Here is a 26,180-nt window from a genome sequence, read left to right as displayed (position 1 = left end):
CCGTCAGCTGCGTTTGACCATAACCAGTACCACGCGCCGCATGACCGCATCGAACTGGCTAGAAGCCGCGTCGAGCACGTATCCTTCAGGATCGCGCCAAGCGCGAAGCCCTTCCGGGTCAGCCAAACCTTCACGTACAATAAAATTAACTAAACGCCCACGTAACGGTTTTACGCCATGGGTTACCGGCCGGCGTACGCCCTTCTGTTCCCGAAAGAACCGCACCTCAACCATTTGGTGATAGGTGTGGGCATCTTCCCAGGCTTCTTGATGAACCGTAGAAAGCAAGTTCCACACCACGCGGTCCTTAAGCAGCTCATTGAGCAGAGGACTGATATGCGGTCGCCAGTAACGCGAGACTTTACCGATGCCCGGCACCACGGCGTCCATGCGCAAGCGATAGTTGGGAATGAGATCATCTGGCCGGAGCAGTCCAAAAAGACCCGAAAAAATGATTGTATTTTCCAGAAAACGGCGCTGCGCTCCGGTAGGAAGACTGGCAAAATCCAAAGCTTGGTACATCACGCCAGGACTGTACCGGTCTAAGGCAGCCATAAGCGGGGCTTTGTAGAGCGCCAACGTGATGCGCACCGCTTCGTCCAACATAGGGCCTTTGAGGCCGAAAAGTTTTTCCAAGTCACATCCTTTATGAATTGCCTGCTGTAAGGCATCGATGAGCCGCCGCCGCTCAAGGTTGAGCTCGCTAAAGTAGTTAAACGTGTTCGGCGCGCGATAGTCGAACACGTTAGGAGCCAACGGGTTACCCCCTGCCTTTTTACCTTCGGCAGGAGGTAGAAGAATGGCAAATTCAGGCATGGAGCGTGCTGCTTAGCGCTTTAGGCGCTCGACGAAGATGCCCGCTTGCGGCGCAAGTCGCCCAAAAGCGCGTCAATATCCTGCCGGATGGTTTCCGCTTGCGCTCGGGCATTGGCCACCAGCGCATCTCCCGTCCGCTGTGCTTCGCTGGGCTCAGGTGGATGCAGCAAGGATTCTACCATTCCTTGCAAACGCTCGCTCAGCTGGGTCATACGGTAAGACAGCCGGCGGCGCAACTGTCCTCCTGTTTCCGGTGCCACCAGCAATCCTACAACAAACCCAACCACGCTGCCTGCTACCATACCCGCCAATCCGGCTACCAGGAGTTGCCCACGTGTATAGGTTTTCATGTTGATTTCTTGGTTAGCCAACACCCAAGTATACGCAAAAAGCCATGCCAATTAGCGGTTTTTCTTTTTGTGCCGGTTTTTGCGAAGCCGCTTTTTCCGCTTGTGCGTAGCAATTTTTTTCCGTTTCCGTTTCCGTCCGCAAGGCATACGTTTTTTGATCCAAGGTTTAGGGAATCTACACTACAGACAGGGAAACGTAAACGCTAGGCTCTACAAGCGGGTTTCGAAAGATTGCTTAGATTGGCATCTACCATGCCCCTTATCGTATCTTTTTCGCGTACGATTGAGGCAACGTGGGGAAGCCTTCATGACGTTGGTTGTCACAGAGCGTCGACAAGCCTCTTTTGTGTATTTAGAAGCCGGTCTGGCGCAACGCAAACCTTCCCTGGTCTTGTTGCACGGCATGCTCGGAGAGCCGTCAAACTGGGATCATACGCTCCTAGCCCTAGCCCAAGCCGGCTACCACGCACTGGCGCCACTACTTCCGATGTATGATATGCCGCTCAAAGCGGCTAATGTACCCAGCCTCGTAGCCTTTATGCATCGCTTTGTAAGTGCGCTTCACCTATCGCCCGTAATTTTTGTAGGCAACTCGTTGGGGGGTCAACTGGCCCTGCTGTACACCCTAACTTATCCCGACCAGGTTGTCGCCTTAGTGCTTACAGGCTCAAGCGGTATCGAGGAAGTTGAACTAGGCACCAGTACCTTTCGCCGCTACGACCGCGCCTATATTCGTGAACGCGCAGCGCTGACGTTCTACGATCCTGGACTGGTTACCGATGCCCTGATTGATCGCATTTTAGCGATTATCCATGACCGGCAAAAAGCACTACGGCTGATTCGCCTGGCCCGCTCGGCTCAGTCCGAAACGGTCGCCGATCGGCTCGACCAGTTGAAGCAGCCAGTGCTGTTGGTTTGGGGAAAAAACGACCGCATCACACCACCTGAGGTGGCACAACGCTTTGCCCAAATGCTCCCCCAGGCTACGCTGCATTTTATCGATCGCTGCGGTCATGCGCCGATGATGGAGCAGCCCGAGGCATTTAATGCGGTTTTGCTTGCCTTTCTACAGCGCCTGGCCACCGTCTCATTCAACGGACGCTCGCGGTCTGCAGAAACAGACACCACATCCCCCAATCTCCTGTTTTTCCGAACCGCTTCCACTACCTAACCGAACTGGCACGCTGCTTGCTTTTGTTTTATGAAGGATATGGCTGCACGCTCTGCCTCCTGGGTGCTGCATGCCAACCGCGGTGAGCCTCCGCCGACCGGGCAGGTACGAACGGGTGAGCGTACCTGCCCGGTTTTTTGGATCTTCTGTTTTTCATTCCCGTAGGCCTGCTAAAGACCATCGAGAACCTATGCGCTACGGGAGTTGGTTTTGGGGGCTTGCTTGGTTCGTTGCGGGATGCAGTCCACGCTTGGTGCCGCTTTACTACGACTACCGCGCAGCCGACACGACCTGGCAGCCCCTGTTGCACGTCGCTGAGGCACTTCAGGCTTCTGGATGGGAGCTGATCGCAGCGGACACTAGTTTTTTGCAAACCCAACCCCGAACGCTACGACACTGGGGGCTGTATCGGGTGGTTGTCCGCCTAGAGGCCGTACCGATTGACCGCACCTACGTGCGCCTGTTCATCCACCCTTATCGCCTGTACCTCGGTGGACGGCGGAGTAAAATCCCCTACCTTCCCGCAGGCCTAGAAGCTAACTTACTCCCTCAGTTGCACGCAGCCTTGGGTGCACAGGGATTTTCACCTGCAGGCACGGCTTTGCAACGCGTGCCTCAAGAACGTTAGGTGAAACTTTTTGCAACTCCGGCTGTACATAAAAGCGCGTTTTTTGAGGGGATGAAACGGTCTCGACGGGTGGTAGACGCACGGCAGGTTGCGTGCCGAGCTGCCTGGCATGCTCGCTAATCTCGCCAGGAAAAGGTAAGTGCGAACGACTACTCGTACGCGATGGCGGCCTAATTAAGCCCGCCATCTGTCTCCCACGCTGCGCGTCCGTCCGTGCGTGGTGAGGCATCGACGAAGACGGACTGGCTGCGGCCAGTGCCGGCTGAACTGGCGCAGTGAGATCACAATCGGCCTGGGTTCATGCCTGGCCTCGCCGGCCGGCATACGGCATGAACGACACCCAATAGGCCGGCTACGCACGTAGACGCCTGACTGGGCGGCCATCCGGACGCGGGTTCGACTCCCGCCATCTCCACTACGAAAAAGTTATGGCCTCTTACCCGGGAGGCCATAACTTTTTTACAGAAAAGTCTTCTCAAGCCAACTTCGAATTTGGTCGCGCACGCGGCGAAAAGCCTCCAAACGCACTTCTTCGTCTCCCCCGACGGCTGAAGGGTCAGGGAAGCTCTGGTGCAAGTTTTTTCGGCGTGCCGGCACATACGGGCAATGCTCCCGAGCATGATCGCACACGGTTACTACATAATCCATCGGGATCGTGCGATACGTCTCGACAGACTTTGAACAATGCGTGCTTAGATCAATGCCGAGTTCCTGCATCACCCGTACAGCCAGCGGATGCACACCTCGAGGATCGGTCCCAGCACTGTAGACCTCGTAGCGATCGCCTGCCAAGGCCCGAAGTAGCCCTTCGGCCATTTGCGACCGGGCAGCGTTGTGCGTGCACACAAACAAAACACGCAGCTTTTCCATCCTGCAGCAGGTAAGCACTCAGGTTAAGACTAAACCCTCATCAGCGCGATTAAGGTTCACAGATAACGGAAAGATAACGCTGCAGCTGCGCGGTGGCATTTTTTCATACCTAGCTCGGAACAAAGTCTGCAGTGTTGTATCTTTGCTCCACGCTGGACCTAACCTTCTTTCCAACAATGACGCCCAATCAACAATCTCAGGCCGTAACCATGACGTTGGAGCAGCTTTGCCAGGAGTTGTCGCAGCAGATTGCGCCTGCCCTGCTAAAGCGTTTTCGCCAAATGGGCTGGAACTCAGCCACGTTGCAAGATGCTGAGGCCTTCATCACCAAGATTGTCACCGAAGCCTGGCGCACACCCAAAGAGCAGTACGATCGCACCATTGCAGCCTGCATCAACCAAGCGCTGGAGCCTGTGCTTAAGCTCCATAAGCGATCGCGCACGCACATTACGCTAGAGATTCTTCCTGCTGCTTAAACCATCAAGCTGCCATGCATCCCCATCGCCTGATTTTTAGTGCACTTGCAGCATTGTTTTTGCTACCTGTGGCCCAAGCCCAAGATACGGTTGAAGTGGTGCCCCCACCCCGTTCTGGCAGCCTAGAGCGCAGTCCGTTAGCCCTGGCCGCTACGTGGATCGACGACACATATGTCAAGATCGTCTACGGTTCGCCACGTAAGCGCGGGCGGGAAATTTTTGGTGCGTTGGTGCCCTACGGCGAGGTCTGGCGCACCGGTGCCAACGAAGCCACTGAAATCACGACCACAGGCGACCTCAACTTTGGCGAGCATCGGCTGCCGGCCGGAACCTACAGCCTTTTTACGATCCCTTACCCGGATCGCTGGACCATCATTGTCAATCGGGCCCTGGGCCAATGGGGGGCTTACGAATACAACGCCGACCTGGACCTCTTCCGCTTTGATGTACCCGTCCGCCAAACCGACAAGCTTTACGAAGGCTTTACCATTACCTTCGAGCAAGAAGGCGACAGCACGTTCCTCTACCTGCGATGGGATCGCACCGAGGTACGCATTCCCATAGCGACTGCCCGTTAGGTCTTTACCACACCGTAACTTTTATCCCAAAAGGAACATGCTGCTTGCCAGTACACCTATTTTTACAAAGCTATCTATTTCCAGAAACCATCCAGAATATCCATGACCACGATCAAGTTTGGCACCGACGGATGGCGGGCCGTTATCGCGGATGACTTTACGTTTGCAAACCTGGGCCGTGTGGCTCAAGCAACGGTCCGTTGGCTCAAAAAGCGTTACGGCGAAACGCCTCGCGTGGTGCTTGGGCACGACACGCGCTTTATGGGGCGGGAATTTGCCGAACATGTCGCACGCATCTTTGGGGCTCAGGGGATTAGCGTCCGCTTTGCAGATACCTTCACCACAACACCGGCCATCAGTTGGGCCACGAGGCATTTTGGGTGCAACGCGGGTATTGTCATCACGGCCAGCCACAATCCCCCTAAGTACAACGGATTTAAGATTAAGGCCGACTTTGGTGGACCAGCACCGCCAGAGCTCATCGCTGAAGTGGAGCAGGAGCTGCCCTCAGCCGAACCTCCAGCAACGCTGCCCACGTTCGAGGATCTGGTGAGCGACGGGCGCATCGAACTCCTTGACCTGAACACCGCCTACCTGAACTTGCTTCGGGAGAAGCTGGATATCGAAGGCATTGCCCGGAATCTCAAAATTGCCCATGACGCCATGTTTGGTGCCGCCCAGGGGCTGGTCAGCCGTTTGCTGGGCCACAACCGGGTGGTGGAATTGCACTGTGACTTCAACCCAGGCTTCCATGGCCAACCGCCTGAGCCGATCGAACGCAATCTAGAGGAACTCGCCGAAGTGGTCGTCCGCCAAGGGTGCGACTTGGGTCTGGCTAATGACGGCGATGCCGACCGCATTGGTCTGTTTGACGAAAACGGCCGCTTTGTTACCTCTCACGAAATCCTCGCCCTGCTGGTCAAGTACCTGCACAAAGAACAGGGGCTAAAGGGAGATGTGATCAAGACGTTTTCTACCACCCACTTGCTCGATAAAATGGGTCAGGCCTACGGGCTGCGCGTCGAGACCACTCCTATTGGCTTTAAGCACATTGCCAAAGAAATGGTGCGGCGCGACGTGCTCGTAGGCGGCGAAGAGTCGGGGGGTATTGCCGTTAAAGGCCACATCCCCGAGCGCGACGGCATCTACATTGGCCTGCTGATTGCCGAACTGCTGGTGCGTCGCGGCAAAAAGCTTTCAGAGCTTGTGCAGGAGCTCTACGAGGAGTTTGGGCCGCATTTTACCTATCGCATCGACCTGCATACCACCGAAGCGAAAAAGCAAGCAGCGCTGCAGCGACTTCGGGAAAGTGGCGGTCTGCAAGAAGTGGCTGGCGACGCTGTACGCGAGGTGCAAACGCTCGATGGCTTCAAGCACCTCACCGACCGCGGCTGGGTGCTGGTGCGGCCTTCGGGCACAGAGCCTCTACTGCGCGTCTACTCCGAAGCACCTTCGCCGGAACTCGCCGAGGCGTACGTGCACAGCGTTGTCGAGCAACTGGGTTTTGCTGAAGTAGCGGCACCCTAAAGCAGCTCTACAAGCGCACGCAAGCCCTCTCTACACCGCGTAGAGAGGGCTTTGTTATTGTGGCTTTAGACGTCGCAGGTTCAACACAAAACTTAGCTCCACGCCCCCACCTACTACGTCAACTCCTCCAATCAGCAGTAAGGGATCAGCCCGCCAGACCAGTGCTGGCACGAGGACAGGGTAAGCCGCATAGCGACCACCGCGTTCCTCCCAACGCACGCCTAAAGCGCCCCCCAGTTGCCACCGATCGCTCCTGCGTCCCTTAAAGACCAACAAACGTACGCTAAGCCTCTCGGGCTCGGTGCGCGAACGCTTAAGCACCGCTGCATTGCAACTCACCTCGAGCAGCATTCCCCAAGTTGAACGCACCACACCACTGGTCAGACCAATGGGCGCCTGCTTTAGGTTGCCTGCGTAGCCAATACCTCCTCCCGCAACAGCCACTAGCCCAACAGCGGCTATGCCAGCCAAAGCGGCCGGAAGCAAGGTGGCTTCTTTTTGGTCTTTTTCGTCATCTTTTTGGCTCTTGCCCTTCGGGATTAGCCCCTGGCCACGACGGCTGTCTGTTTCACGGCCCGGCTGCTGCCCACGTACTTTTTCTCCGCGCACTGCACGGCTTCGCCCAGTGCGCTGCGACCTACCCCGCACAACCGATCTTTTCCCTGCACCTTCCAGCACAACAACTACGATATCACCCTCCCCCACTTCCACAAACGGGGGTTCCGGATAGGTACGCACCGTTGTCCAGGTCGCTTGACCCTTTCCGCTAGCCGAAAAAGACAGCCCTTCAAGCAGCAGCGTGTCGAGCTGGAGGCCTGCTTGCAGCCATGCCTGCAGCGAATCCCGCCCTTGAGCCCCCAACACCTCTTCTACAGAAAAAGCATGCGTGGCCGAGGTAAACACCTCCGGCCAAGGACCAAGCGCTAGACTATCGAACCGCACTGGCCAACACGCAACCGATCGACCCTGTACCGAAAACCCTAAGCACACCTCTAGCCTTTCCAGCCAAATTTCTTCTGGCAGTTGGGCACGCAGCACCCGACGCCCTTTGTAAAGCCCCCATAGACCCGGGTGCCAAGCCAACGAAAACGCAGCGTAAACCGAGTCGCCCCGTACCAGATAACGATAGCCGAGCAGGAGCGTATCTAAAAACGGTAAAACTTCTACCTGACCCCACACGCCAGGATCACGCGCAAAAATCCGCGCTAGCTCGGCTTCTGAAGCTGGCCAGTTTACCACGCGCAACACCCCCTCCTGCGCCGGTTGCGCCTGCCCCACTTGCCCTAAGACAAACAGTAGACTAAAAAAAAGTGCTCGTCTCATTCCTGAGATACTAATGACCACCCCTGTGGACAGTAGCAAGCTGTTCTACCACCTTGCAAACAAGGGCTACAGGCTATACGACAAGTGGCAAAAACAACGCCACACCATCTTACGCTATCGGCTGTAGATAGCGGCGCCCCCAAGCTTCAATGGCCTGCACTACATCCTCCAGCGCTCGACCTGCTTCGGTCAGGCTGTAGCGCGTGCGCGGCGGCATATGCGAAGTCACCTCTTTGGCAAGTACGCCCACCTCCACTAGCCGCTCTAGCCGCTGCGCTAACGTGGCTGAATTACATCCGCCCACCGCCCGTCCTAGCTCGTTAAACCCTAAGGGCCCCTCAAGCAACGCGCGAATGATATGCAACGTCCACTTTTCCTGCAGCAACTCAATGGCCGCATACACCGGACAAAAACCCTCTCCCGTCATAACCTCAGGTTAAGATTTTGTTACACAATTTACAAACTAAAGCACTTGACTTTTTAAAGCAATTAAGCTTTTATTTGTTCAAACAATAAACAAACCCGTAAGTCGCCATGGATACGCTGTTTTGGCTGGGTCGCGTGCTTTTTGGAGGGTACTTTATCCTCATGGGCCTTAACCACTTTATGAAGCTAAGCCAGATGGCCCCGTATGCAGCCTCGAAAAAGGTGCCTGCACCTAAGCTAGCTGTCGTTGTTACCGGGCTGATGTTGCTCTTGGGTGGGCTAGCGGTGCTTACCGGCCTTTATGTTCAGGTGGGGCTCTGGCTGCTTGTGATCTTTCTGGTGGTAGTCACGCCCTGGATGCACAACTTTTGGGCGGTGCAAGATCCCATGCAACGCATGGGTGAGCAGGTGAACTTTTTCAAAAACGTTGGCCTTCTGGGGGCTGTGTTGCTGCTTCTTGCGCTATGGCATTAATCGAAACGTAAAGCTTTATGGAAATGCTTTTGGGGATTACGGGGGCTGGCGGCCATCTGGGTCGTCGGGTAGTGGAAGTGTTGCTAGCATTGGTGCCGGCCCAGCGCATCCGGGCGTTGACGCGCCGGCCAGAAAAGCTTGCCGACTTGGCTGCGCGCGGCGTGTCGGTTGTAGAAGCTGATTTTGCAAAGCCTGAAGCGCTCTCTCGCGCACTAGCGGGTGTTGAACGTCTGTTGCTGATTAGCACCGACGATTTGCGTCCAGGTGCGCGTGTAGCTTTGCACCGGCAGGCTATTGAGGCAGCCCAAAGGGCAGGTGTGCGTTACATCGCCTACACCTCGGCTGTGCGGGCCGATCAGACGCCGGTAGGCTTTATGCGGGATCATGGTGAGACCGAAGCGCTTTTGCGTGAAAGTGGGTTAGCCTGGACGTTTTTGCGCAATAATCTCTATGCCGAGACGCTGCTCATGGTCGCGCCTCAAGCGCTTCAGACAGGCGTGCTGCAGCTTCCAGCAGGCGAAGGTCGGGTAGCGTTCGTTGCCCGTGAAGACTGCGCACGCGTAGCTGCAACCGTCTTGGTAAGCCCAGGCCACGAAGGCCGCATCTACGACGTAACGGGGCCTGAGGCGCTTAGCTATGCCGAAGCCGTTGCTGTGCTTTCGAGGCTAAGTGGTAAGCCGCTGCGCTATGAGGCTGTCACACCAGAAGCCTATCGTCGGGCAATGGCTGCTGCCGGTCTACCCGAAATAGTGATTGAAGCTATGACGTCAATGTACCAGGGCGTAGCGCAGGGGGTGTTTAACCTGGTCACGTCGGTTGTGCAAGAAGTGACGGGACAGCCGCCGCTTACCCTGGAGCAAGCGCTTGAGGCCCATCGGGCCGCGCTTCAGGCTTCTGTTTAAGCTTTTGCCACAAGAAACGTGCATCAGGCCCGACGGTGTGCCCCGTCGGGCTTTTTATCCACGAGGCTATGGAGATTGGCATTTATAGCTTTGGAGAGCGGACGGTTGATCCGGAAACCGGTCAACCCCTCTCAGCGGCGGAACGCATGCGTCGCCTCTTGGAAGAGATCGAACTGGCCGATCAAGTAGGACTGGACGTGTTTGGCGTTGGGGAACATCACCGTCCGGATTATATCGTTTCAGCACCGGCTGTTGTGTTGGCTGCAGCTGCTAGCCGCACGCAACGCATTCGTTTGACCAGTGCGGTCAATGTGTTGAGCTCCGACGATCCCATTCGGGTCTTTCAGCAGTTTGCTACCCTGGATCTGCTCTCCAGTGGACGGGCTGAAATCATGGTGGGTCGCGGATCGTTCATTGAGTCGTTTCCTTTATTTGGCTACGATTTGAGCGACTACGAGGCACTTTTTGAAGAAAAACTCCTGTTGCTGCTCAAGCTACGTGAAGCAGAGCACGTCTTTTGGCCGGGTGGGCGCTTTACCCAACCGATTCCTGGCTTAGGTGTGTACCCGCGTCCGGTGCAACATCCGCTTCCGGTTTGGATTGCTGTAGGCGGTACTCCTGCCTCGGCAGTTCGGGCCGGTAGGTTAGGCTTACCTATGGCACTAGCCATCATTGGCGGCACTCCTGAGCGCTTTGCCCCTTTGGTAGCATTGCACCGGGAAGCTGCACGGCAAGCTGGGCATGCACCGCCACGTTTGAGCATCAATGCCCATGGCTTTTTGGCTCCAACCTCACAAGAAGCCATAGAAACGGCCTTTCCTGCCCACAAACTTCAGATGGATCGTATTGGACGCGAGCGCGGCTGGCCGCCGATGACGCGAGCACAGTTTGAATTTGCTTGCCGTCTACAAGGGGCCTATTTTGTGGGCAGTCCGCAGCAAGTGATCGAAAAAATCTTGTATCAGCATGAGCTTTTTGGGCACGACCGGCTGCTCATTCAGCTTACAGTCGGAACCCTACCCCATCGCAAGGTGCTGCAGGCTATCGAGCTTTTGGGAACGCAGGTAGCACCTGTCGTGCGTCGTGAAATCGCTCGTAGGACGGCACACGCTAGGGTCGATCTCGGTCTTCGCGAAGCGCCAAATTGAGCTTAGGGGCATCGAGTAGGAAGACAGCTACCCGATGATGAGCGCGGTGGTAGATCGTGCCCACGAGATACTGTCCGTTTAGAGAAATGGCGGGCACACCCCAGAGTGCAACGCCGGGACGGGCGAAAGCGCTATGGCCATGGCTGAGCTTATGGAGACCGCTTTCGGGTGTCCAGTAGAACGTCTGCCAGACGCCTTTCTGATCTTGGGCAAGACCTACGATCGTTTCCTCGGCACTGACACGCATGGCTTCGCTTTCCCACCCTCCAAGCGTGCCTAGGTCCTGCATGCCTTGTTCGGCCGTCCAACGAAACGCCCGCTTACGTCCGCGGCTGTCTTGTGCTACACCGACCACAACGGTTCCTTTGGGCGAGACAGCCATCGCTTTGCTCCAGTTGCCCCCAAGCGTGCCTAGGTCTTGCATGCCTTGCTCAGCTGTCCAGCGAAACGCCCTTAGCCGACCATAACGGTCCTCCGCTACCCCAACCACCACCGCACCATCGGCCGAAACCCCAAGCGCTTCACTCTCCAATCCCCCAAGCGTGCCTAGGTCTTGCATGCCTTGCTCAGCTGTCCAGCGAAACGCCCTTGGCCGACCATAGCGGTCCTCCGCTACCCCCACCACCACCGCACCATCGGCCGAAAGCCCTAGCGCTTTGCTACGCAAACCACCCAAGGTACCCAAGTTCTGCACTCCTTCTTGAGCCGTCCAGCGAAACGCACGTGAGCGTCCAGCTTCATCTCGCGCTATGCCTACAATGGTACGGCCATCTACCGAAACGCCGGTAATTTGGTGTACCGATGTGGCTTCCAAGTCTAGCCAATCCAGTGATGGTGTTTGTCCTGCAGCTTCCCCATAAGCTAAAAGCAGCAGTCCTGCCAGCTGAAGGGTAAAATGCCATTTCATGGTCATGCCCTGATGGAGTCGCGCGCGTTGCCACGAGCGTTATGCATAGATGGCTTTGGGAAAGTATCGGCCGTAGGGCCCAAACGTTTAGGTTGGGGTGATCCTTTTTTGGGATGTGTCGTTTGGGGAAAGTGTGTACCTTACGGTTCAACGTTGAAACCCATGCCTATGTCGGAGCAGCGCTACTTGGTGGCCGCTCGTAAATACCGGCCTCAGCTTTTTCGCGAGCTGGTGGCGCAGGAGCATGTTACCGAAACGTTGAAAAATGCGCTTCGGTTGGATCGGATTGGACATGCCTACCTGTTCAGCGGTCCACGGGGTGTAGGCAAAACGACAGCTGCTCGCTTGCTGGCCAAGGCTATCAACTGCCAAACGCCACTAGATCAGCGAGAGGATGGCGCTGAACCTTGTCGTCGGTGCGAGGCCTGCTTGGCGTTTGAGGAAGGGCGGAGCCTGAATGTGCTCGAGATTGATGCGGCTTCCAACAACCGCGTCGAAGACGTACGCGAGCTGCGCGAGACGGTTCGCATTCCCCCCCAGGGGGCGCGCAAGAAGGTTTACATCATCGACGAAGTGCACATGCTTTCCAACGCAGCCTTCAACGCCCTGCTCAAAACGCTTGAAGAGCCGCCACCGCATGTGCTGTTTATTTTTGCCACGACAGAGCCGCACAAGGTGCTGCCCACCATTCTTTCGCGCTGTCAGCGTTTTGACTTTCGGCGCATCCCGGTAGAAAACATTGTGGCGCGTTTGCGCGAAGTCTGCGCTGCCGAAGGAGTTGAGGCCGACGACGAGTCCCTTATGCTGCTGGCCCGCAAAGGCGACGGGGCGCTGCGCGATGCGCTTTCGGCCTTTGACCAGGCTGTTTCGCTGTGTGGTACTAGGCTACGCTATGCCGAACTGGCCCAAGCGCTGGGCGTAGTGGACATCGATTTGTATTTTCAGGTGACTGAGCACGTGCGCACGGGAAATGGGGCTGGCATGTTGCAGCTCGTCGAGCGCGTGGTAGGGGCAGGTTACGACCTACAAGAGTTTGTTATTGGCCTGGCCGAGCATGTGCGCAACCTGCTTGTGGCCCGCACCTTGCCCGACCTTTCGCTCATTGAGGCTGGGGAGGCCACACGCCGGCGTTATGCGCAGGTTGCTGAGGCATTCACCGAAGCCGATCTGTTGCGGATGCTGGGACTGTTAGCTGAAGCTGAAACAGCCCTAAAGCAAAGTGCGCATCCTCGGTTGCGCCTGGAGCTTACGCTACTGCGCTTAGCCAGCTTGCCGCATGCAGTTGACCTGCGGCGCGTTCTGGAGCAGCTGGACCGGCTGGCCCAAAGTGCGCCAGAAGCACCGGCTGCTGCCTCGTCTTCTGCTGCGGCTGATCCTTCTAGAGGGCGCACTGCTGGGCTTTCCCGCCTATCTACGCCTACGGGCTCCACTACCCCACAGCCTGCTGCCCCAGGCAGCAACTTAGGCAGCGGACCGTTTGGGCCGCCTGCACTCCAAGTTCGCCCTTCGGAAAAGCCTGGCGACAGTTTGGCACAGGCAACCCAGAGTGCAGCAGCGCTCATGGTTGCCGAAGCGCCAGAGGCGTCCTTTGAAACCCTTGTTTCTAGATGGGCCGATGTTGTGCAGCAAATAAAGCAGGTACGTATTCATGTGGGGTTGTTGTTGGAAGAATCGCGTCCGCTTCGGCTGATGCACGACACGCTCGAGCTTGCTGTGCCTGGTGAACATGCCGAACGGCTGCTGCGCAACCAGGAAACCTTTTTGATTACACAGCTCCATGCTCATCTTTCAGAGGCCATCTCCATCCGCCGCATTCGTTTTGTCGTCCAAGATCGCTCGGTAGCCGCAACCTCAGCGGCCCTGCCGGAGGAGCCTGAAGATCCTTTGGAGCTTCTAAGGCGTTTGCAGCAACAAGTACCGGCGCTTCAGCAACTCATCGATCGTTTTGGCTGTGAGCCGCTTTGGCAAGGAAACTGAACCCTGCAGCAAGCTAAGCGTTCACTTTTTGCGTACAGGACAAGCGAGGCGTTTTATGGCTGAAGCATTCAACCTTGGGGAAGTTTTTAGCAAATTCCTGGAAGTGCAGCGTCGCTTAAGCGAAGTGCAGCAAGCGCTAAGCACCAAGACCGTTGCGGTCGAAGCGGGTGGTGGTATGGTGCGGGTAACAGCGAATGGGCTGCAGCGCATCACGCGCATCCAGGTCGATCCTGAAGCCTTCCGTACCGAAGACCAGGAAGTGCTGGAGGACCTGATTGCAGCGGGCGTCAATAAAGCCCTAGAAGAGGCCGCCCGCATGGCCCAGGAAGAAATGCAAAAAACCATCGGAGCTTTACTACCACCCGGATTGCCTTTGGACCTGAGTTTACTAGGGCGATGAGTTTTACGTCGGCATCGGTTGAAGCCCTGGTGGAGCAGCTCACCCGGCTGCCTACCATCGGGCGCAAAACGGCCCAACGGCTGGCGGCCTATATCCTCAAAATGTCGCGTGAAGAAGTGGAGGCCCTAGCGCAAGCGTTGCTGGCGGTCAAAGACCGCGTGCGCACGTGCGCCATTTGTTACAACGTGACCGACGAAGAAGTCTGCAGCATCTGCCGTTCAGCACGCCGTGACCACACCACCATCTGCGTGGTCGAAGAACCCAGCGACGTGATGGCGCTTGAACGCACTGGCGAGTACCGTGGCGTATATCACGTGCTGGGAGGGGTCATTTCGCCCTTAGACGGTATTGGCCCAGATGATCTGCGCGTGCGTGAGTTGGTGGCCCGCGTTGCCCCCAGCGCTGACGATGCGGCTCGTGCAGCCCTGTATCCTGAAGGTCGCCTTCCCCAGGTGCAAGAGGTTATCCTAGCCCTGAATCCCAATGTTGAAGGCGATACGACAGCTTACTACTTATCGCAGCTCCTCAAACCGTTGGGCGTGCGTGTAACCCGCATTGCCCGAGGCTTACCCATCGGCGGTGATTTAGAATATGCCGACGAGGCAACGCTTTCCCGGGCATTGGAAGGGCGGCTGGTCCTGTAGCCACTGCCTTTATGTAAAGCCTTATCGAACTGCGCAGAAGCTTTCCACAATGCGGTTATCTTGCCGTATCTTTGGGCCGATTCGGGATGCCAAGTGAGGCTGTTGCTACTGCACGCCATTTTGCCCGACCTGCTATGCGTCTGACCATTATTGGAGCCGGAGCGATCGGCTCGTCGATTGCTTCCTTTTTGGTAAATCATCCTCAAGTAACCCAAGTGCAGGTGTGCGACGCGCGCGCACGCAACCTGCAGCTGCTGCACGACCGTTTGCAAACCAGCAAGTTGCGCTCGTTCCAGATTGATGCCCGTGACTACGGTGTGCTGGAGCCGATCCTGCAGGGGAGCCAAGTGGTCATTAGCGCAGCGCCTCCCCAGCTGAACCCGTCACTGGCCCAGCTTTGTCTAAGGCTAGGGGTTCATTTTTGTGATATGGGCGGTAACGATCAGATCGTACGCCAGGAGTTGGCCCTGCACGATCAGGCTGTCAAACGTGCTGTCTGGATTGTTCCCAGCTGTGGACTGGCGCCTGGCCTAGTCAACATCTTGTGCCTGCATGGCTTAGAGCAGTTCGACGAAGTAGAAGCGGCCTACCTACGCGTAGGCGATGTGCCGCTCAACCCTCAGCCGTTTAACTTTCGCATCTCTTGGTCAGCCGAAAAGGTGATCGAGGATTATACCAACCCGGTTCAGCTGATTCGTGACGGGCAGCTGCACGTCGAGGCACCGCTTACCGGCCTAGAACGCATTCGTTTCGAGGAGCCGTTTGGGGAAATGGAAGCTTTTTACACCGCGGGCGGACTCTCTACATTGGCTGAGCAACTGGCTGGGAAAGTACGCGTGCTTGATTACAAAAGCATTCGCTGGCCTTGCCATGCCAGTCAGATGCGGTTTGTGCTAGAGTTAGGGTTTGGCGAGCCGCGCAATATTGACGTACGCACACACTTAACCTATCGCGACGTGCTTGTTCGGCGCATGCGACAGCGGCTAGGGGGCCATTATGAAGACGCGGTGCTGCTTCGCGTGGCCATCCACGGCAAACGGCAGGGCAAGCCGCATACGCTGCTTTATGAGATGGTCGATCGCTACGACCAGACGCAGCAGGTCAGTGCCATGAAGCGTTGTACCAGCCTGCCCACGGCTTTAGTAGCGCTGATGATCGCTTCGGGAGAGGTCCGAGGAGGTGGTGCCCTACCTCCAGAGCAGGTCGTGCCTCGCCAGCGTTTTTATCAGCTTTTGATCGAGCAAGGCTTACCCCTCACGCACCGTTGGTTCGAGGGTTACGTGGACGTTACCCACCCCGAGCCTACCCAAGCCGCATCTGTAACCAATAAAACTGCAGCAACCCGTACCAAGACACCATCGGCCTCTTCCCAATAGAATACATACGCTTTGTTAAAGACTGCCGTAGGCGCGCAGGGTTGTGCCGTTGAGTGCAGCCGCATGTGGTGAACACAGCCAAAGGCACAGCTCTACAAGCTGATCGGCTGCAATGCCGGTGGTGGGTTTTTCTTCGCCGTAATGAATGACCGAGGGGGCAATGGCATGCACGGTAATGCCCTGAGATCCCAGCTCAGCGCCAAGCGCCTCAACCAAGCGCACCAATCCGCCTTTGGCTGCCGAGTAAGCTGCCTGGCGTGCCCGTCCGCGGTCAACGCCTTGCATGGCCGCAAAAGCAATTAGGCGTCCCCCTTGCCCTTGCATGAGGCGCGCAGCCTCCCGAAAGCATAAAAACGTTGAGGTCAGATTCGCCCCTAGCAGCGCATGCCATTCATTTAGCGTAAGCTCTCGTAGCGGCCGCTCGGCCCAGGCGCCTACGGCATGGATGAGCACATTGACTTGGCCAAACCGATCCTGAATTTGGTCAAAGCAAGCGACAACTTGGGCCTCGTGGGTCAGGTCGGCATAGAAGACCGCCCCTTCAGCTTGCTCTGGTAGCTGAAACCGACGGGCTTGTTCGGCAGAATGCACTACGGCGGCCAATCGTGCGCCTTCCCGGGCAAAACGGTGCAGCACGCGTTGTCCCAGACGCCCCGCTGCACCGGTCACCACAACCACCTTACCCGCTATGTGCTCGTTCATAACTTGAGGTTGGATTCAAGCAGCAGCTTCCTTGCAAGGTCAAATGCAATCAACGTACAGATTAGAAAATATACACTAAAAGCGCGCCTGCATCGCAGGGAGCAAACGTGTCCAACTAGGCAAAAGCTCTGGCAGCTAAAAGTTCAAGCGGCCTGGCGGGCGCGGTGCCGATCCAGCACTTCCTGGTAAACACGCAGGTAATCCTCTACCATGCGCTCGCGGCTAAAGCGAGATGCCACGTAGGCCCGAATCTGTGCCCGGTCAAGCTGTCCTAGGCGCGGCAGGGCTTCTACAGCCTCCGCTACGGTCTGCACCAGCACGCCCGTTTGACCATCGCGCACAATTTCAGGCATGGCACCACGCGGCCGTGCCAGCACGGGGGTGCCGCAAGCCATCGCTTCGACCACGCTAAGGCCAAACGGCTCGTTGAAGTTAATAAGGTGCACCAATGCATAGGCCCCGCCTAAAAGCACATCCCGCTCTTGAGGCCCTACAGGGCCCAGATATTGGATTTGTTGGCCATCGATAAAAGGAGCTACTTCCTGCGCAAAATAGGCCCGATCTTGAATAATGCCGGCGATTTTGAGCGGCATTCCGCTTTGGAGTGCCACCTCGATGGCCTCACGCGTGCCTTTGTCGGGATGAATCCGTCCCAAAAATAACAGATAGGTACCTGGTTCAGTACGCAACGTAAAAGCCTCCAGGTCGATACCATGATAGACGGTTGCTACATAGTCCAAATCGGGATGTCGATCGGCATGGCTGATCGCAACGTAATAGGTCTGGCCGTTGTATTTGCGATAAACGGGCAGAATGCGCTCCGAAGAAAATCCATGAATTGTGGTAAGCACAGGTGTACGTACCAGACCGCTATAGGTGAGCGGCAGAAAGTCGAAGTGGTTATGGATGAGATCAAATGCCTCAGCGCGTTCAAAGACTTCACTGATATGGAGGCATTCCCAAACTTTGACATCTAGGGTGGGATCCTCTTCATAGGGGCGGGGGCAAACAGCAATCAAACGGGCGCGCGTTTGCGCATCGGCCGTTGCAAAAAGCGTCACATCGAGCCCGCGTTCGACTAGTCCTTCAGTAAGCAGCCATACCACTTGCTCCCAGGGTCCGTAATGCCGAGGCGGTACGCGCCAGGCAATCGGTGCCAGCATCGCAATCCGCATCGTGCTTCCTATGATTTAGGCGTTGTTGCTTCTGTCGTGGTCATGCGCATGAGGGCCTCAAGCAAGGCGTCAAAAGAAACGCGTGCTCCGAAGATTCGGCTGTCGGCAGCAGCATAAGGAATGATCAGGTCCGGACCCCATCGGTAGTTAGCACAAGCAAACAGCACATTGTCGACGCCCAGGAGTGGGTCACCTACTTTTTCCTGATCTCCTGTAGGCCGCATGAGCGGCTCTAGGCGGGCTACAACAGGATCAGGCCGGTTGAAATCCAGCAGCGCTGCGGCTAAGTCGTACTCGCGATGCCCCTCCCAGTCGAGATGCCCTTGGTGGTAAATCATTAAGAAGCGCCGCTTGTCCAAAGCGATGGGGGGACCACCAGCACCGATCCAGGAAAGTGCGAACTCGCGATAGCGGTAGCTCGCCATAAACAGGCCGCGACTGCGGAAGGGGCCTTCGGGCCGGTCGGCTTCGGCCAGGTGAATGGCCATAGGATGTGGCCCGTAAAGCGGTCGGTGCAGGAGTAGCCACTGGCCATCGACCGGTTCAGGCAGCAAAGCAGCATTTTTATTGTCTACTGCGTTGACATCACCTGGGATGGGCCCGTGAAGCTCCCAGTGGATAAAATCTTTTGTCGTGGCCAAACAAATATGCACACGCCCCAAAAACGACGGGAAGCGCGGGTTTTCGGTGGTATAGCCTGTGTAAAAAAGGTAGTAGGTGTCGCCTACGCGGGTGCATCGGGCATCTTCGGCACCGAGGTCTTGGAAGACGGCATCGGGGCGGATGATAGGCTCGGGCCAACGCTGCACAAGCTCCAGGGTGGGCGTCAGTACAGCCAATCCGAGTGACGATGGGGCATGGCCTCGAGGCAGCCCTTCGGCCCCCTGTGCCCGGTAAATCATAACGCAGGCCCCCCCTGCTTGGCGCAATCGCTCGCGCTGCGCCGCACTCAGCTCCCAGGCGTGCATCAGCTGTTCAAGCTCTGGGCCAGCTTCAACGAGCACAGCTGCTGGATTGAGCACTACGCGCGATTCCCAAGGATGCTGCGGTAAAGGCTCCAGCACGGGTTGTCCCCCATGCAACCGCTCAACAGTCACCGGTACAGGTTGGGCCAGGGTACGCATTGCTGCTTGCCCCCCTTGGGTAGACAGCATGTACACCCGTGGCATAGACCAGCTGCGCCGCTGCTCTTCCAGCACAAAGTCGACCACGTCTCGCAGCGGCGCTGCGGCATGTCCTACCATTTTATTGGCGGCACTATAGTAGACGTGCAAGCGGTCTTCGATCACTACAGCACCTCCGGGGGAAACTCCTTCACGCTCAAACGGCAATTCGGGTTCAAGTAGAGGCACGCGCGTACGTGCAATTGTGCGCTGCGGATCGTCAAGGTCGAGCAAGGCAGCCCCTGCCCGATAGGTGTACGTTTCGTCTACACCGCAGTAGAGAAGCAACCAGCCTTCAGGTGTTTCCAGGGGCGGTGCACCGGCAACGATTTTTTGACGTTCCCATAGGCGTGCAGGGCGCAAAACCACATGCTCGTCGATATCGGCCAGGTGTTCAGTCCAAACATACACCGCATATTGCAGCAGCTGCTCCCAGTCCTGAAAGTAAACGATTTGAATATCGGGTTCGATATGATGTAGCAAGGCAATCTTTCCGCCAAGGCGGCGTGGGAACAGCACAGCGCCTTTGCTGTGCCCTGGAGGTCCTATGATGCCGTGTTTTTCTAAACGTTCAAAGTCTATGGTCGAGGCCATGCCGATGTGCACGCCGTCTTCAGCTCCAGGGCCTAGGGTGCTGCGTACGGTGTACGTAATCCAGTAGCGCCCTTCTAGAAAGGTAACGCGTGGCTCTTCCAGACCGTAACGGTCAGATGCTTCGCTAGGCTCCAAAAGAGGCACTTCGCGCCAGGTAAAATGCAGTCCGTCGGTGCTGGTGGCATAGCCCAGCACCGATGGGGTAAAGTCATAAGCCAGCAGGTTGTTTTGGGCGTTCGGCAGTGGGGAATGCCGGTAGCCTGCGGTAACCGCTTGGAAGACCAGATGCACGCGGGTACCGTCGTACCAAGCGCTGGGGTTAAAGACAGCTCCTGAAGCCCAGGGTAGCTCCGGACGGGGGCTCAGGATAGGATGAGCTGTGCGTTGCAAAAGCGCCATGAGTGCAGTCTGAATAGATACAGACACCGGCCAGCCATCGCCTTAAGCCCTTTGCAGGTTCCGCCCACAAGCCGCATCTGGTGCGTTTTTACAAGGTGGTTGCACTAAAAAGGGGCTAGGTCTTTTGGCCTAGCCCCATGGTGCCAACCAACCCTGGCTTGGGGTCTTAGTAGGTCAAGCCATAGCCGTAGGGGAAGAGCGGTTCATAGGGCTCGTCACCCACATTGATTGGGATTTGATGCATGCTGCGTGGCCAGCTAAACGACAACTTGCCCGTAGGCGCATAATCGCCAAAAAGCACGTCGGCCACGCCGTCGCCTTCGGTGCCAGGTAGCCAAGCTGCCACAAACGCATCGGCCAACTCAAGCACGTCGTTAATAATCATGGGCCGACCAGAGATCAGCACAACCACGACAGGCACACCAGCTGCTTTAAGCCGACGCACGACAGCTACGTCGTCCGGATCCAGCGACAGGTCGGAGCGGTCGCCGAGAAATTCGGCATACGGGCGCTCTCCAATGACCGCAATCGCTACACTAGCCCCTTGTGCCCCACTGCCGTCTTCAGTATATGTGACCTGGGTGCCTGGGGCGACGGCTTTTCGGATTGCTTCCAGAATGGTTGTGCCTTCGGTGATGCGCCCGCTGCCACCCTGCCAGTCGATTGTCCAGCCGCCACACTGGTAGCCCAAGTTGTCGGCGTGGAGTCCAGCCACATGAATACGAGGCAAGTTTTTGGCCAGGGGCAGGGTGCGGTTTTCGTTTTTCAACAAAACGAGCGATTTACGCACGGCCTCCCGGGCTAGCGCCCGATGCTCGGCCGAGCCAAACTGAGCCCAAAGGCTACGATCAGCAAAAACAGCCCGCTCGCCGTCCATCAGTCCCATAGCATACTTAACCCGCAAAATGCGCAGCACGGCATCGTCAATGCGTTCCATAGGCACCCGTCCCTCTTCGACGAGTTCTTTCAACAAGCGAAAGAACTCCCGGTAGCGGGTGGGCACCATGGCCATATCGATACCGGCATTGATCGAAAGCTCAATAGCGGTTTTGTAGTCTGGGTGGACCTGATCGATCGCATTGTAGTCGGAAATGACAATGCCTTCGAAGCCTAGTTCATTTTTCAGCACCTCGGTGAGCATGTACCGGTGGCCCGTCATTTTAACGCCATTCCAGCTATTATAGGACACCATAATAGCGCCTACGCCCGCGCGAATGGCGTCAAGGTAAGGACGTACGTGGAGCTGCCGAAACGTTGCTTCGTCCAGCCGCGTGTCGCCTTGGTCCAATAGTGCCCCTTGAGGGCCACCGGTACCGAAGGTAGTGCCGCCATCGCCTGCAAAATGCTTAGCGGTTGCCAGCACCGCCAAGGGGTTACGCAGACCCCCATGTTGCAACCCACGTACAGCAGCAGCACCCAGCTCGGCGACAAGTTCTGGATTTTCCGAAAAGCTTTCGTAGGTGCGTCCCCAGCGCTCGTCACGGGCCACCGCAATGCAGGGTGCAAAATTCCAATGAATGCCTGTAGCACGCATTTCGATAGCCGTGATGCGATGCACTTCTTCGACAAGCTTCGGATCGCGCGTGCAACCCAGGCCAATATTGTGTGGGAAAATCACCGCACCTTCGACGTTGCTGTGGCCATGCACAGCATCGATGCCGTAAAGCAACGGAATGCCTAAGCGCGTGCGCAGGGCAATAGCTTGCAGGCTGTCGTAAACTTCTGTCCAAGCTTGGAGACTGTTCCCTGCAGCAGGATCAGAGTTTCCTCCGCTGAGAATAGAACCCAGGTAATAGGTCTGAATGTCTGCCGGCTCCTGCAAAAATGCCTGCTCGGCCTGAATCATCTGGCCGATTTTTTCTTCTAAGGTCATTTGAGCCAGGAGCGCTCGCGCTTGCGTATCGTAATGAGAAAGCGGCGCAAACGTCGTGTCGGATGCAGGCGGCGTTGCTTGCCGACAGGCGGCCGCCAAAAGTATAAGCATAAGATAGCTTAGGAAGTGTAGACGCATCATTGCCGTTTAGGGTTAGGTGAGCAGGGACGCCCGAGGGGTATCCATCCAGCTGGCCTCCCTACACAAACCATCTGGCTGGCAAGGATAAGCTCCTCAAATGATTTTATTAAATACATGCTTTCGGTGCAAGATCAACTGCCTTGCGCATCGCAGCCTTTGCAAGGTTTTTTAGTGGGCGACGGTTCACTACCTGGCAGTGGCAGGCCACGCTGTCGCATTTTGCGTAGCAATTCCTGCCAGCGTTGCTCCAGCATCGCTGGATTGGGTGAGGTCGCAACAGCCGTGGCCTCCCAAAGTTGCTGCAAAGCTTGCCACACAGCCTCGTGCCGAGGATCAGCCAATCGCCACTGCTGCACCCGCTGTTGCAGCTTGTCAGGGGCCTCGCCTGCCAAACAGTCCACCAGGTTTTGCCAGCTAAGCGGCCTTTCCACTACAGCTTATCGGTTAGCCTTACACCTAAAGAGACACAACAGCTGCTACCCTGCCCTACTGGACCTGAAAGCGGGCCAGCTGTATGCGCAGAAATTTTACGGCTTCGGCCAGCTGGTTGCTGACGGTTTTAGGCGAAACTCCCATGATTTTTGCGATCTCGGCATACGTAAACCCATGCTCCCGATGTAAGAGAAAGGTCAAACGTCGCCGCTCAGGCAAACTAGCAATGGCCTGTTGAAGGGCCTGGTAGAACTCCTGCGCCTGAAGCGCCTCGTCAGGTACCGTAGGGGCTGTAGGTTCAGTTGCCAAAGGAACCGCTTCCCATGAAACTTGATAGCGCTGGATCAGCGCTCGACGCCGCCGGTAGTTTAAGGCTTCGTTACGAACGGCTTGGTAAAGATACAGCCGCAGCGAATAGGTTGGCTGCCAGAGATGGCGGCGTTCCCAAATGCGCAAGAAAACTTCCTGTACGACCTCATGCGCGGCCTCTTCTTCGTCCAACATACTAAGCGCAAAGCGGCAAAGCGCACTGTAGTAGCAGCGAAACATGCAGGCATAGGCTTCACCATCTCCCTGCCGAATGCGCCGAATCCATTCCCGCTCACGCGCACTTAACAGCGATAGGGAAGATTTTATTGACAAAGCTTCGACAGACATGGATTTTAAAAATTTTGAATCGCTTTATTTCATATCAATAAATTCAACGTCCTTCTCGCTTCATGTGGGGTTCAAATGTATTATGTTCTACAACAATAAGCAATCCCTTTTCTTGTCTCCTTGGCTCAATGTAGAGATGCATCAACTGAATCAGTTCAATTATCTAAAAAATTGCACAATGTGGAAACCGTTCATTTTAGCGTTCTAAACGTCGTGTAGTGAACAAAGCGATTGTCAGCCTGTTTATCGCGACTGGTTTTTTCCCTATAGGGAAGTGTGCGATATGTTCTACGTGCCTGAGGTGTTACGCCGCTACCAGCCGATCGTGGATGATTGGGAAGCATTTGTGGATGCCTTGCACCGACCGCTTCCGGTGTGTGCGTGGACGAACACGTTGCGCCTAACGCCTGCACAGCTTGCGGTTGAGCTTGAGGCAGAAGGCCTGCGGCCGGTACCGCTTCGCTGGCGCTCTGATGCCTTCCGTCTGGCGCCTGAAGCAGCGCCGGGCAACTGCCTAGCGTACGTCTTGGGACACTTTCATGTCCAGGAAGAAGTATCGCTTTTGCCTGTTCTGTTGCTGGATCCCCAGCCTGGAGAGCGTGTACTGGACTTATGCGCTGCACCTGGGGGAAAAACAGCCCAGATTGCGGTGCGCATGGAAAACCGAGGCACGGTGGTCGCTAACGACCGCCATCCGTTGCGGCTGCGGCAGCTTTCCGGAACCATCGAGCGGCTGGGTTTACTCAACGTTAGCACGACGCTGCACGATGGGGCTACTTTTCCTTTAGAAAGTGGTCCGTTTGACCGAGTCCTGGTCGACGTGCCTTGCTCCTGCGAAGGGAATTATCGTAAGGATCCAACGGTAGCGGACGGCTTTGCCGGCAGTCCAGAGCTCTGCGTTCAGCAACAGGCACTGCTGCATCGGGCCGTGGCGTTATGTCGTCCTGGCGGTCGCATTGTGTATGCCACGTGCACTTTTGCACCTGAAGAAAACGAACAGGTGGTTGATGCCGTGCTGCGCGACTGGGGAGATCGGCTTCGGGTAGTGCCAGTCCGTGTGGAAGGTTTTCGCGTTGCGGAAGGGATAACAGAATGGAACGGCAGACGCTACCATCCATCGCTTCAACACGCGCTGCGCGTCTGGCCGCACTTAAACGATACTGGAGGATTTTTTGTGGTGGTGCTGGAGCGTATCGCCTGAAGGCTTATGTCAAAACCCATTGTTTCTCCTGCATTGGCCCGCGCTGTTGCGATCGTCGATCCAAAGCCGCAGCTTGAATATCTAGAAGCGCGCTTTGGCATCCCGCCGGATACGTTTGCCGGTTATGTGGTAGTGCGCCCAGGACGGAAAAAACTGTATTTAGTTACCCCCGACCATCAGCCACCGAGCCATCCGCGTCCGCGCACGATTGGGCTACCATTTTTGCGCATTTATGGACAAATCCCCAAGCTATCTATGGCTGCAGCTCTCCAATTTGGACATGCGGCTACGCGCAATATCATTGAGGCTGAAGTGGCACAGGCGGAAGCCTTTTTGACCCGTCGCGACTTTTGGGCCCGCCCAGAGCAGCTCGATCGGTGTACTGGGCGGGGCTATGTCCTTGTGCGCTATCGTGGTCAGACGCTGGGTGTAGGGTTTCTTTTTCCGGAAGCTGAGGGCGGGCGCGTAGAAAGCCTGGTGCCTAAAGCCTGGGCCCGGGACCCTGGTACGTTTAAGCTGCGGTTGTAAGGGCACGACCCTGCAGGGCTTGCTGGACCTGGGTTGCGGCTCGGTAGCCGCTCTGCAACGCGCCGGCCACTGTAGCAGCTTCATCCTCGTCGGTCGCCTCCCCTGCAAGAAAGAGGGTGTGATGCACTGGACGGCTCAGCATCGCACGGGCCCCTAATCCTCCTGGACGCACAAAGCTATAGGCTCCTCCGGCAAACGGGTCACGTTGCCAATTGTACCCTCGTGCAGTAACCAGATAGCGCCAGGGATCCCGTAGGCCATACAGACGGCCGATGGTATGCAAGGCTTCTGCAATGATTTCTTCCATAGACAGCTCAGCCAATCGCTGTGCTGCGGGCCCTCCGGCCCAGGCCATCAAGATGGGCAGTCGCAAGGGGGCTGGTTGCCAGATGGTGGTAAATGGTTCGTCTGGCGCGTGTACAAAGCTTAGCTCTCGAAATAAAGGCTTTTGCTCCCAAAACAACTCACGGAAACAAAGCGTCACGCGCACGGCAGCACCCATGCCCAGCTGCTGCAAAGCCGTCCTCCAGGCCGAAGGCAGCGCTGGTTCCAAGTGCAGCGCTGCCGGCCCTTCGCCCTGTAGGAGAGGGAGTGGGACAGTAAGCACTAGTGCCCGGGCCTCAAAGCGCCGCAGCTTACCCAGCTGGAGGGCATGAACAATCACGTGACCTGGCTCCCAGTGCACCTCAGTCACACGGGTTTGGAGCATGCAGGCTGCTGAGGCTGCCACCCTACGGTAAAGCCAACGTGCTAGGCGACCATAGCCGCCTAATGGACGAAACTGGGGATAATCGAAGGCTTCGCCGTCCCGCAAGCGCCACATAGCAGCCAGTGCCTGGAGGCTGAGTTGCCCTGGATCGGCAGCTTCAAAGCCTTCGGCGATAATACGTGCCAGCGCGCGTGTGGAAGGGGGCAGCGCGTCTGTCAGCACGCGCTGCCAAAAAGCAGCTACGGCTTCATCAGAAGCCTCTGCAGGAGGTAGTTGGCGAAGAAATGGCTGCAGCGTTTCCAGAAAATGAACAACCGATAGCTGGCCTTCAAGCCACACAGCGTGCGCTTCTGGAACGCGCAGCAAGGGAATACCTGCCTGCTGCATCAAGCGCAGCGTTACCTCAGGACGGCCATGAACGAACTCTGCCCCCAGTTCAATGGGGACGGGCAGCGTCGCGTCCGCATAGGTATACACCCGACCCCCGATGCGCTCACGGGCCTCCAGGAGCAATAGGCGCAGTCCTGTCCTTCCTAAGGCCTCGGCAGCCGCAAGGCCAGCCATCCCTGCGCCCACCACAATTACATCCCAGGCTGGTTTGCGACGCATAACG

27 protein-coding genes and 1 other RNA gene are annotated in these 26,180 nt (G+C 56.7%); 15 read left to right on the top strand and 13 right to left on the bottom strand.

The genetic code is table 11. The features are described 5' to 3' along the window. Positions 1 to 3: 3 nt before the first annotated feature. Positions 4 to 816 (bottom strand): YaaA family protein, encoded by an 813-nt coding sequence (locus tag J8E65_RS08230; RefSeq protein WP_210375273.1) that lies wholly within the window; start codon positions 814 to 816, stop codon positions 4 to 6. A 20-nt stretch (positions 817 to 836) separates the two neighbouring features. After that, positions 837 to 1,166 carry a YtxH domain-containing protein gene (locus tag J8E65_RS08225; RefSeq protein ID WP_210375272.1) on the bottom strand — a complete coding sequence of 110 codons (330 nt, stop codon included), beginning with the start codon at positions 1,164 to 1,166 and terminating at the stop codon, positions 837 to 839. A gap of 307 nt (positions 1,167 to 1,473) precedes the next feature. Here J8E65_RS08225 and J8E65_RS08220 point away from each other — a divergent pair, with 307 nt between their 5' ends. From J8E65_RS08220 to ssrA, 3 genes are all read left to right on the top strand, one after another. After that, a complete protein-coding gene (locus J8E65_RS08220) occupies positions 1,474 to 2,337 on the top strand; it encodes an alpha/beta fold hydrolase (protein ID WP_210375271.1) in 864 nt (287 codons plus the stop codon). 190 nt (positions 2,338 to 2,527) lie between these two features. After that, positions 2,528 to 2,965: a hypothetical protein gene (locus J8E65_RS08215; protein WP_210375270.1), complete on the top strand. Its 438-nt coding sequence runs from the start codon at positions 2,528 to 2,530 to the stop codon at positions 2,963 to 2,965. Between the two features lie 47 nt (positions 2,966 to 3,012). Next, positions 3,013 to 3,383, top strand: a transfer-messenger RNA (tmRNA) gene (ssrA, locus tag J8E65_RS08210). A gap of 41 nt (positions 3,384 to 3,424) precedes the next feature. Here the strand turns inward: ssrA and J8E65_RS08205 are convergent. Next, positions 3,425 to 3,835, bottom strand: coding sequence for an arsenate reductase ArsC (locus J8E65_RS08205; RefSeq protein WP_210375269.1), 411 nt, complete (start codon positions 3,833 to 3,835; stop codon positions 3,425 to 3,427). Between the two features lie 176 nt (positions 3,836 to 4,011). Here J8E65_RS08205 and J8E65_RS08200 point away from each other — a divergent pair, with 176 nt between their 5' ends. The 3 genes from J8E65_RS08200 to J8E65_RS08190 all read left to right on the top strand — a co-directional run bounded on the left by J8E65_RS08200 (position 4,012) and on the right by J8E65_RS08190 (position 6,416). Then, positions 4,012 to 4,311 carry a hypothetical protein gene (locus tag J8E65_RS08200; RefSeq protein ID WP_210375268.1) on the top strand — a complete coding sequence of 100 codons (300 nt, stop codon included), beginning with the start codon at positions 4,012 to 4,014 and terminating at the stop codon, positions 4,309 to 4,311. 14 nt (positions 4,312 to 4,325) lie between these two features. Next, on the top strand, positions 4,326 to 4,889 hold the full coding sequence (locus J8E65_RS08195; RefSeq protein ID WP_210375267.1) for a DUF2911 domain-containing protein: 564 nt from the start codon (positions 4,326 to 4,328) through the stop codon (positions 4,887 to 4,889). Positions 4,890 to 4,991: 102 nt separating this feature from the next. Beyond that, complete coding sequence (locus J8E65_RS08190) at positions 4,992 to 6,416, top strand: phosphoglucomutase/phosphomannomutase family protein (RefSeq protein WP_210375266.1); 1,425 nt, start codon at positions 4,992 to 4,994, stop codon at positions 6,414 to 6,416. Between the two features lie 54 nt (positions 6,417 to 6,470). On the opposite strand, the gene J8E65_RS08185 is transcribed toward J8E65_RS08190, so the two are convergent. Together J8E65_RS08185 and J8E65_RS08180 are read right to left on the bottom strand one after the other, a co-directional pair. Then, positions 6,471 to 7,739: a hypothetical protein gene (locus J8E65_RS08185; RefSeq protein ID WP_210375265.1), complete on the bottom strand. Its 1,269-nt coding sequence runs from the start codon at positions 7,737 to 7,739 to the stop codon at positions 6,471 to 6,473. Between the two features lie 109 nt (positions 7,740 to 7,848). Then, a complete protein-coding gene (locus J8E65_RS08180; protein ID WP_210375264.1) occupies positions 7,849 to 8,166 on the bottom strand; it encodes a winged helix-turn-helix transcriptional regulator in 318 nt (105 codons plus the stop codon). 107 nt (positions 8,167 to 8,273) lie between these two features. On the opposite strand from J8E65_RS08180, the gene J8E65_RS08175 reads away from it, so the two are divergent. The 3 genes from J8E65_RS08175 (at position 8,274) to J8E65_RS08165 (ending at position 10,689) form a co-directional block, all read left to right on the top strand. After that, positions 8,274 to 8,639, top strand: coding sequence for a DoxX family membrane protein (locus J8E65_RS08175; protein ID WP_210375263.1), 366 nt, complete (start codon positions 8,274 to 8,276; stop codon positions 8,637 to 8,639). Between the two features lie 17 nt (positions 8,640 to 8,656). Beyond that, positions 8,657 to 9,541: an SDR family oxidoreductase gene (locus J8E65_RS08170; protein WP_210375262.1), complete on the top strand. Its 885-nt coding sequence runs from the start codon at positions 8,657 to 8,659 to the stop codon at positions 9,539 to 9,541. Positions 9,542 to 9,609: 68 nt separating this feature from the next. Further along, complete coding sequence (locus tag J8E65_RS08165; protein WP_210375261.1) at positions 9,610 to 10,689, top strand: Atu2307/SP_0267 family LLM class monooxygenase; 1,080 nt, start codon at positions 9,610 to 9,612, stop codon at positions 10,687 to 10,689. Here the strand turns inward: J8E65_RS08165 and J8E65_RS08160 are convergent. Beyond that, a complete protein-coding gene (locus tag J8E65_RS08160) occupies positions 10,652 to 11,602 on the bottom strand; it encodes an HAF repeat-containing protein (RefSeq protein WP_237181786.1) in 951 nt (316 codons plus the stop codon). The two genes, J8E65_RS08165 and J8E65_RS08160, sit on opposite strands and share 38 nt — an antisense overlap. A 156-nt stretch (positions 11,603 to 11,758) precedes the next feature. Here J8E65_RS08160 and dnaX point away from each other — a divergent pair, with 156 nt between their 5' ends. The 4 genes from dnaX to J8E65_RS08140 all read left to right on the top strand — a co-directional run bounded on the left by dnaX (position 11,759) and on the right by J8E65_RS08140 (position 15,993). Beyond that, positions 11,759 to 13,573 carry a DNA polymerase III subunit gamma/tau gene (gene dnaX, locus J8E65_RS08155; RefSeq protein ID WP_237181785.1) on the top strand — a complete coding sequence of 605 codons (1,815 nt, stop codon included), beginning with the start codon at positions 11,759 to 11,761 and terminating at the stop codon, positions 13,571 to 13,573. A gap of 55 nt (positions 13,574 to 13,628) precedes the next feature. After that, positions 13,629 to 13,973 (top strand): YbaB/EbfC family nucleoid-associated protein, encoded by a 345-nt coding sequence (locus J8E65_RS08150; protein ID WP_210375260.1) that lies wholly within the window; start codon positions 13,629 to 13,631, stop codon positions 13,971 to 13,973. Continuing rightward, the gene (gene recR, locus J8E65_RS08145; protein WP_210375259.1) at positions 13,970 to 14,617 is read left to right on the top strand and encodes a recombination mediator RecR; all 648 of its coding nucleotides are present in this window, start codon (positions 13,970 to 13,972) and stop codon (positions 14,615 to 14,617) included. The genes J8E65_RS08150 and recR overlap by 4 nt, the downstream gene beginning before the upstream one ends. A 134-nt stretch (positions 14,618 to 14,751) precedes the next feature. Continuing rightward, positions 14,752 to 15,993 carry a saccharopine dehydrogenase family protein gene (locus J8E65_RS08140; RefSeq protein WP_237181784.1) on the top strand — a complete coding sequence of 414 codons (1,242 nt, stop codon included), beginning with the start codon at positions 14,752 to 14,754 and terminating at the stop codon, positions 15,991 to 15,993. 15 nt (positions 15,994 to 16,008) lie between these two features. Here the strand turns inward: J8E65_RS08140 and J8E65_RS08135 are convergent, their stop codons facing one another. The 6 genes from J8E65_RS08135 to J8E65_RS08110 all read right to left on the bottom strand — a co-directional run bounded on the left by J8E65_RS08135 (position 16,009) and on the right by J8E65_RS08110 (position 23,129). Then, complete coding sequence (locus tag J8E65_RS08135; protein WP_210375257.1) at positions 16,009 to 16,695, bottom strand: SDR family NAD(P)-dependent oxidoreductase; 687 nt, start codon at positions 16,693 to 16,695, stop codon at positions 16,009 to 16,011. 143 nt (positions 16,696 to 16,838) lie between these two features. After that, positions 16,839 to 17,870: a glycosyltransferase family 4 protein gene (locus J8E65_RS08130; protein WP_210375256.1), complete on the bottom strand. Its 1,032-nt coding sequence runs from the start codon at positions 17,868 to 17,870 to the stop codon at positions 16,839 to 16,841. An 8-nt stretch (positions 17,871 to 17,878) separates the two neighbouring features. Next, positions 17,879 to 20,053 (bottom strand): glycoside hydrolase family 130 protein, encoded by a 2,175-nt coding sequence (locus tag J8E65_RS08125; protein ID WP_341481750.1) that lies wholly within the window; start codon positions 20,051 to 20,053, stop codon positions 17,879 to 17,881. A gap of 139 nt (positions 20,054 to 20,192) precedes the next feature. After that, positions 20,193 to 22,037, bottom strand: coding sequence for a glycoside hydrolase family 3 protein (locus J8E65_RS08120; protein WP_210375448.1), 1,845 nt, complete (start codon positions 22,035 to 22,037; stop codon positions 20,193 to 20,195). A 134-nt stretch (positions 22,038 to 22,171) separates the two neighbouring features. Then, positions 22,172 to 22,471, bottom strand: coding sequence for a DUF4880 domain-containing protein (locus J8E65_RS08115; RefSeq protein ID WP_210375255.1), 300 nt, complete (start codon positions 22,469 to 22,471; stop codon positions 22,172 to 22,174). Positions 22,472 to 22,526: 55 nt separating this feature from the next. Next, on the bottom strand, positions 22,527 to 23,129 hold the full coding sequence (locus tag J8E65_RS08110) for an RNA polymerase sigma-70 factor (protein ID WP_210375254.1): 603 nt from the start codon (positions 23,127 to 23,129) through the stop codon (positions 22,527 to 22,529). A gap of 283 nt (positions 23,130 to 23,412) precedes the next feature. On the opposite strand from J8E65_RS08110, the gene J8E65_RS08105 reads away from it, so the two are divergent. Beyond that, entirely contained in the window at positions 23,413 to 24,330 is a 918-nt protein-coding gene (locus J8E65_RS08105) for an RsmB/NOP family class I SAM-dependent RNA methyltransferase (protein ID WP_210375253.1), read from the top strand. 6 nt (positions 24,331 to 24,336) lie between these two features. Further along, the gene (locus tag J8E65_RS08100) at positions 24,337 to 24,858 is read left to right on the top strand and encodes a hypothetical protein (protein ID WP_210375252.1); all 522 of its coding nucleotides are present in this window, start codon (positions 24,337 to 24,339) and stop codon (positions 24,856 to 24,858) included. On the opposite strand, the gene J8E65_RS08095 is transcribed toward J8E65_RS08100, so the two are convergent. Beyond that, positions 24,842 to 26,176, bottom strand: coding sequence for a flavin monoamine oxidase family protein (locus J8E65_RS08095; protein WP_210375251.1), 1,335 nt, complete (start codon positions 26,174 to 26,176; stop codon positions 24,842 to 24,844). The genes J8E65_RS08100 and J8E65_RS08095 overlap by 17 nt on opposite strands. Positions 26,177 to 26,180: the final 4 nt, after the last annotated feature.

The sequence above is a fragment of the Rhodothermus bifroesti genome (assembly GCF_017908595.1).
GTDB lineage: Bacteria > Bacteroidota > Rhodothermia > Rhodothermales > Rhodothermaceae > Rhodothermus > Rhodothermus bifroesti.
The sequence above is the reverse complement of the archived record's forward strand: the minus strand, read 5'-3'. Positions and strand labels throughout refer to the sequence as shown.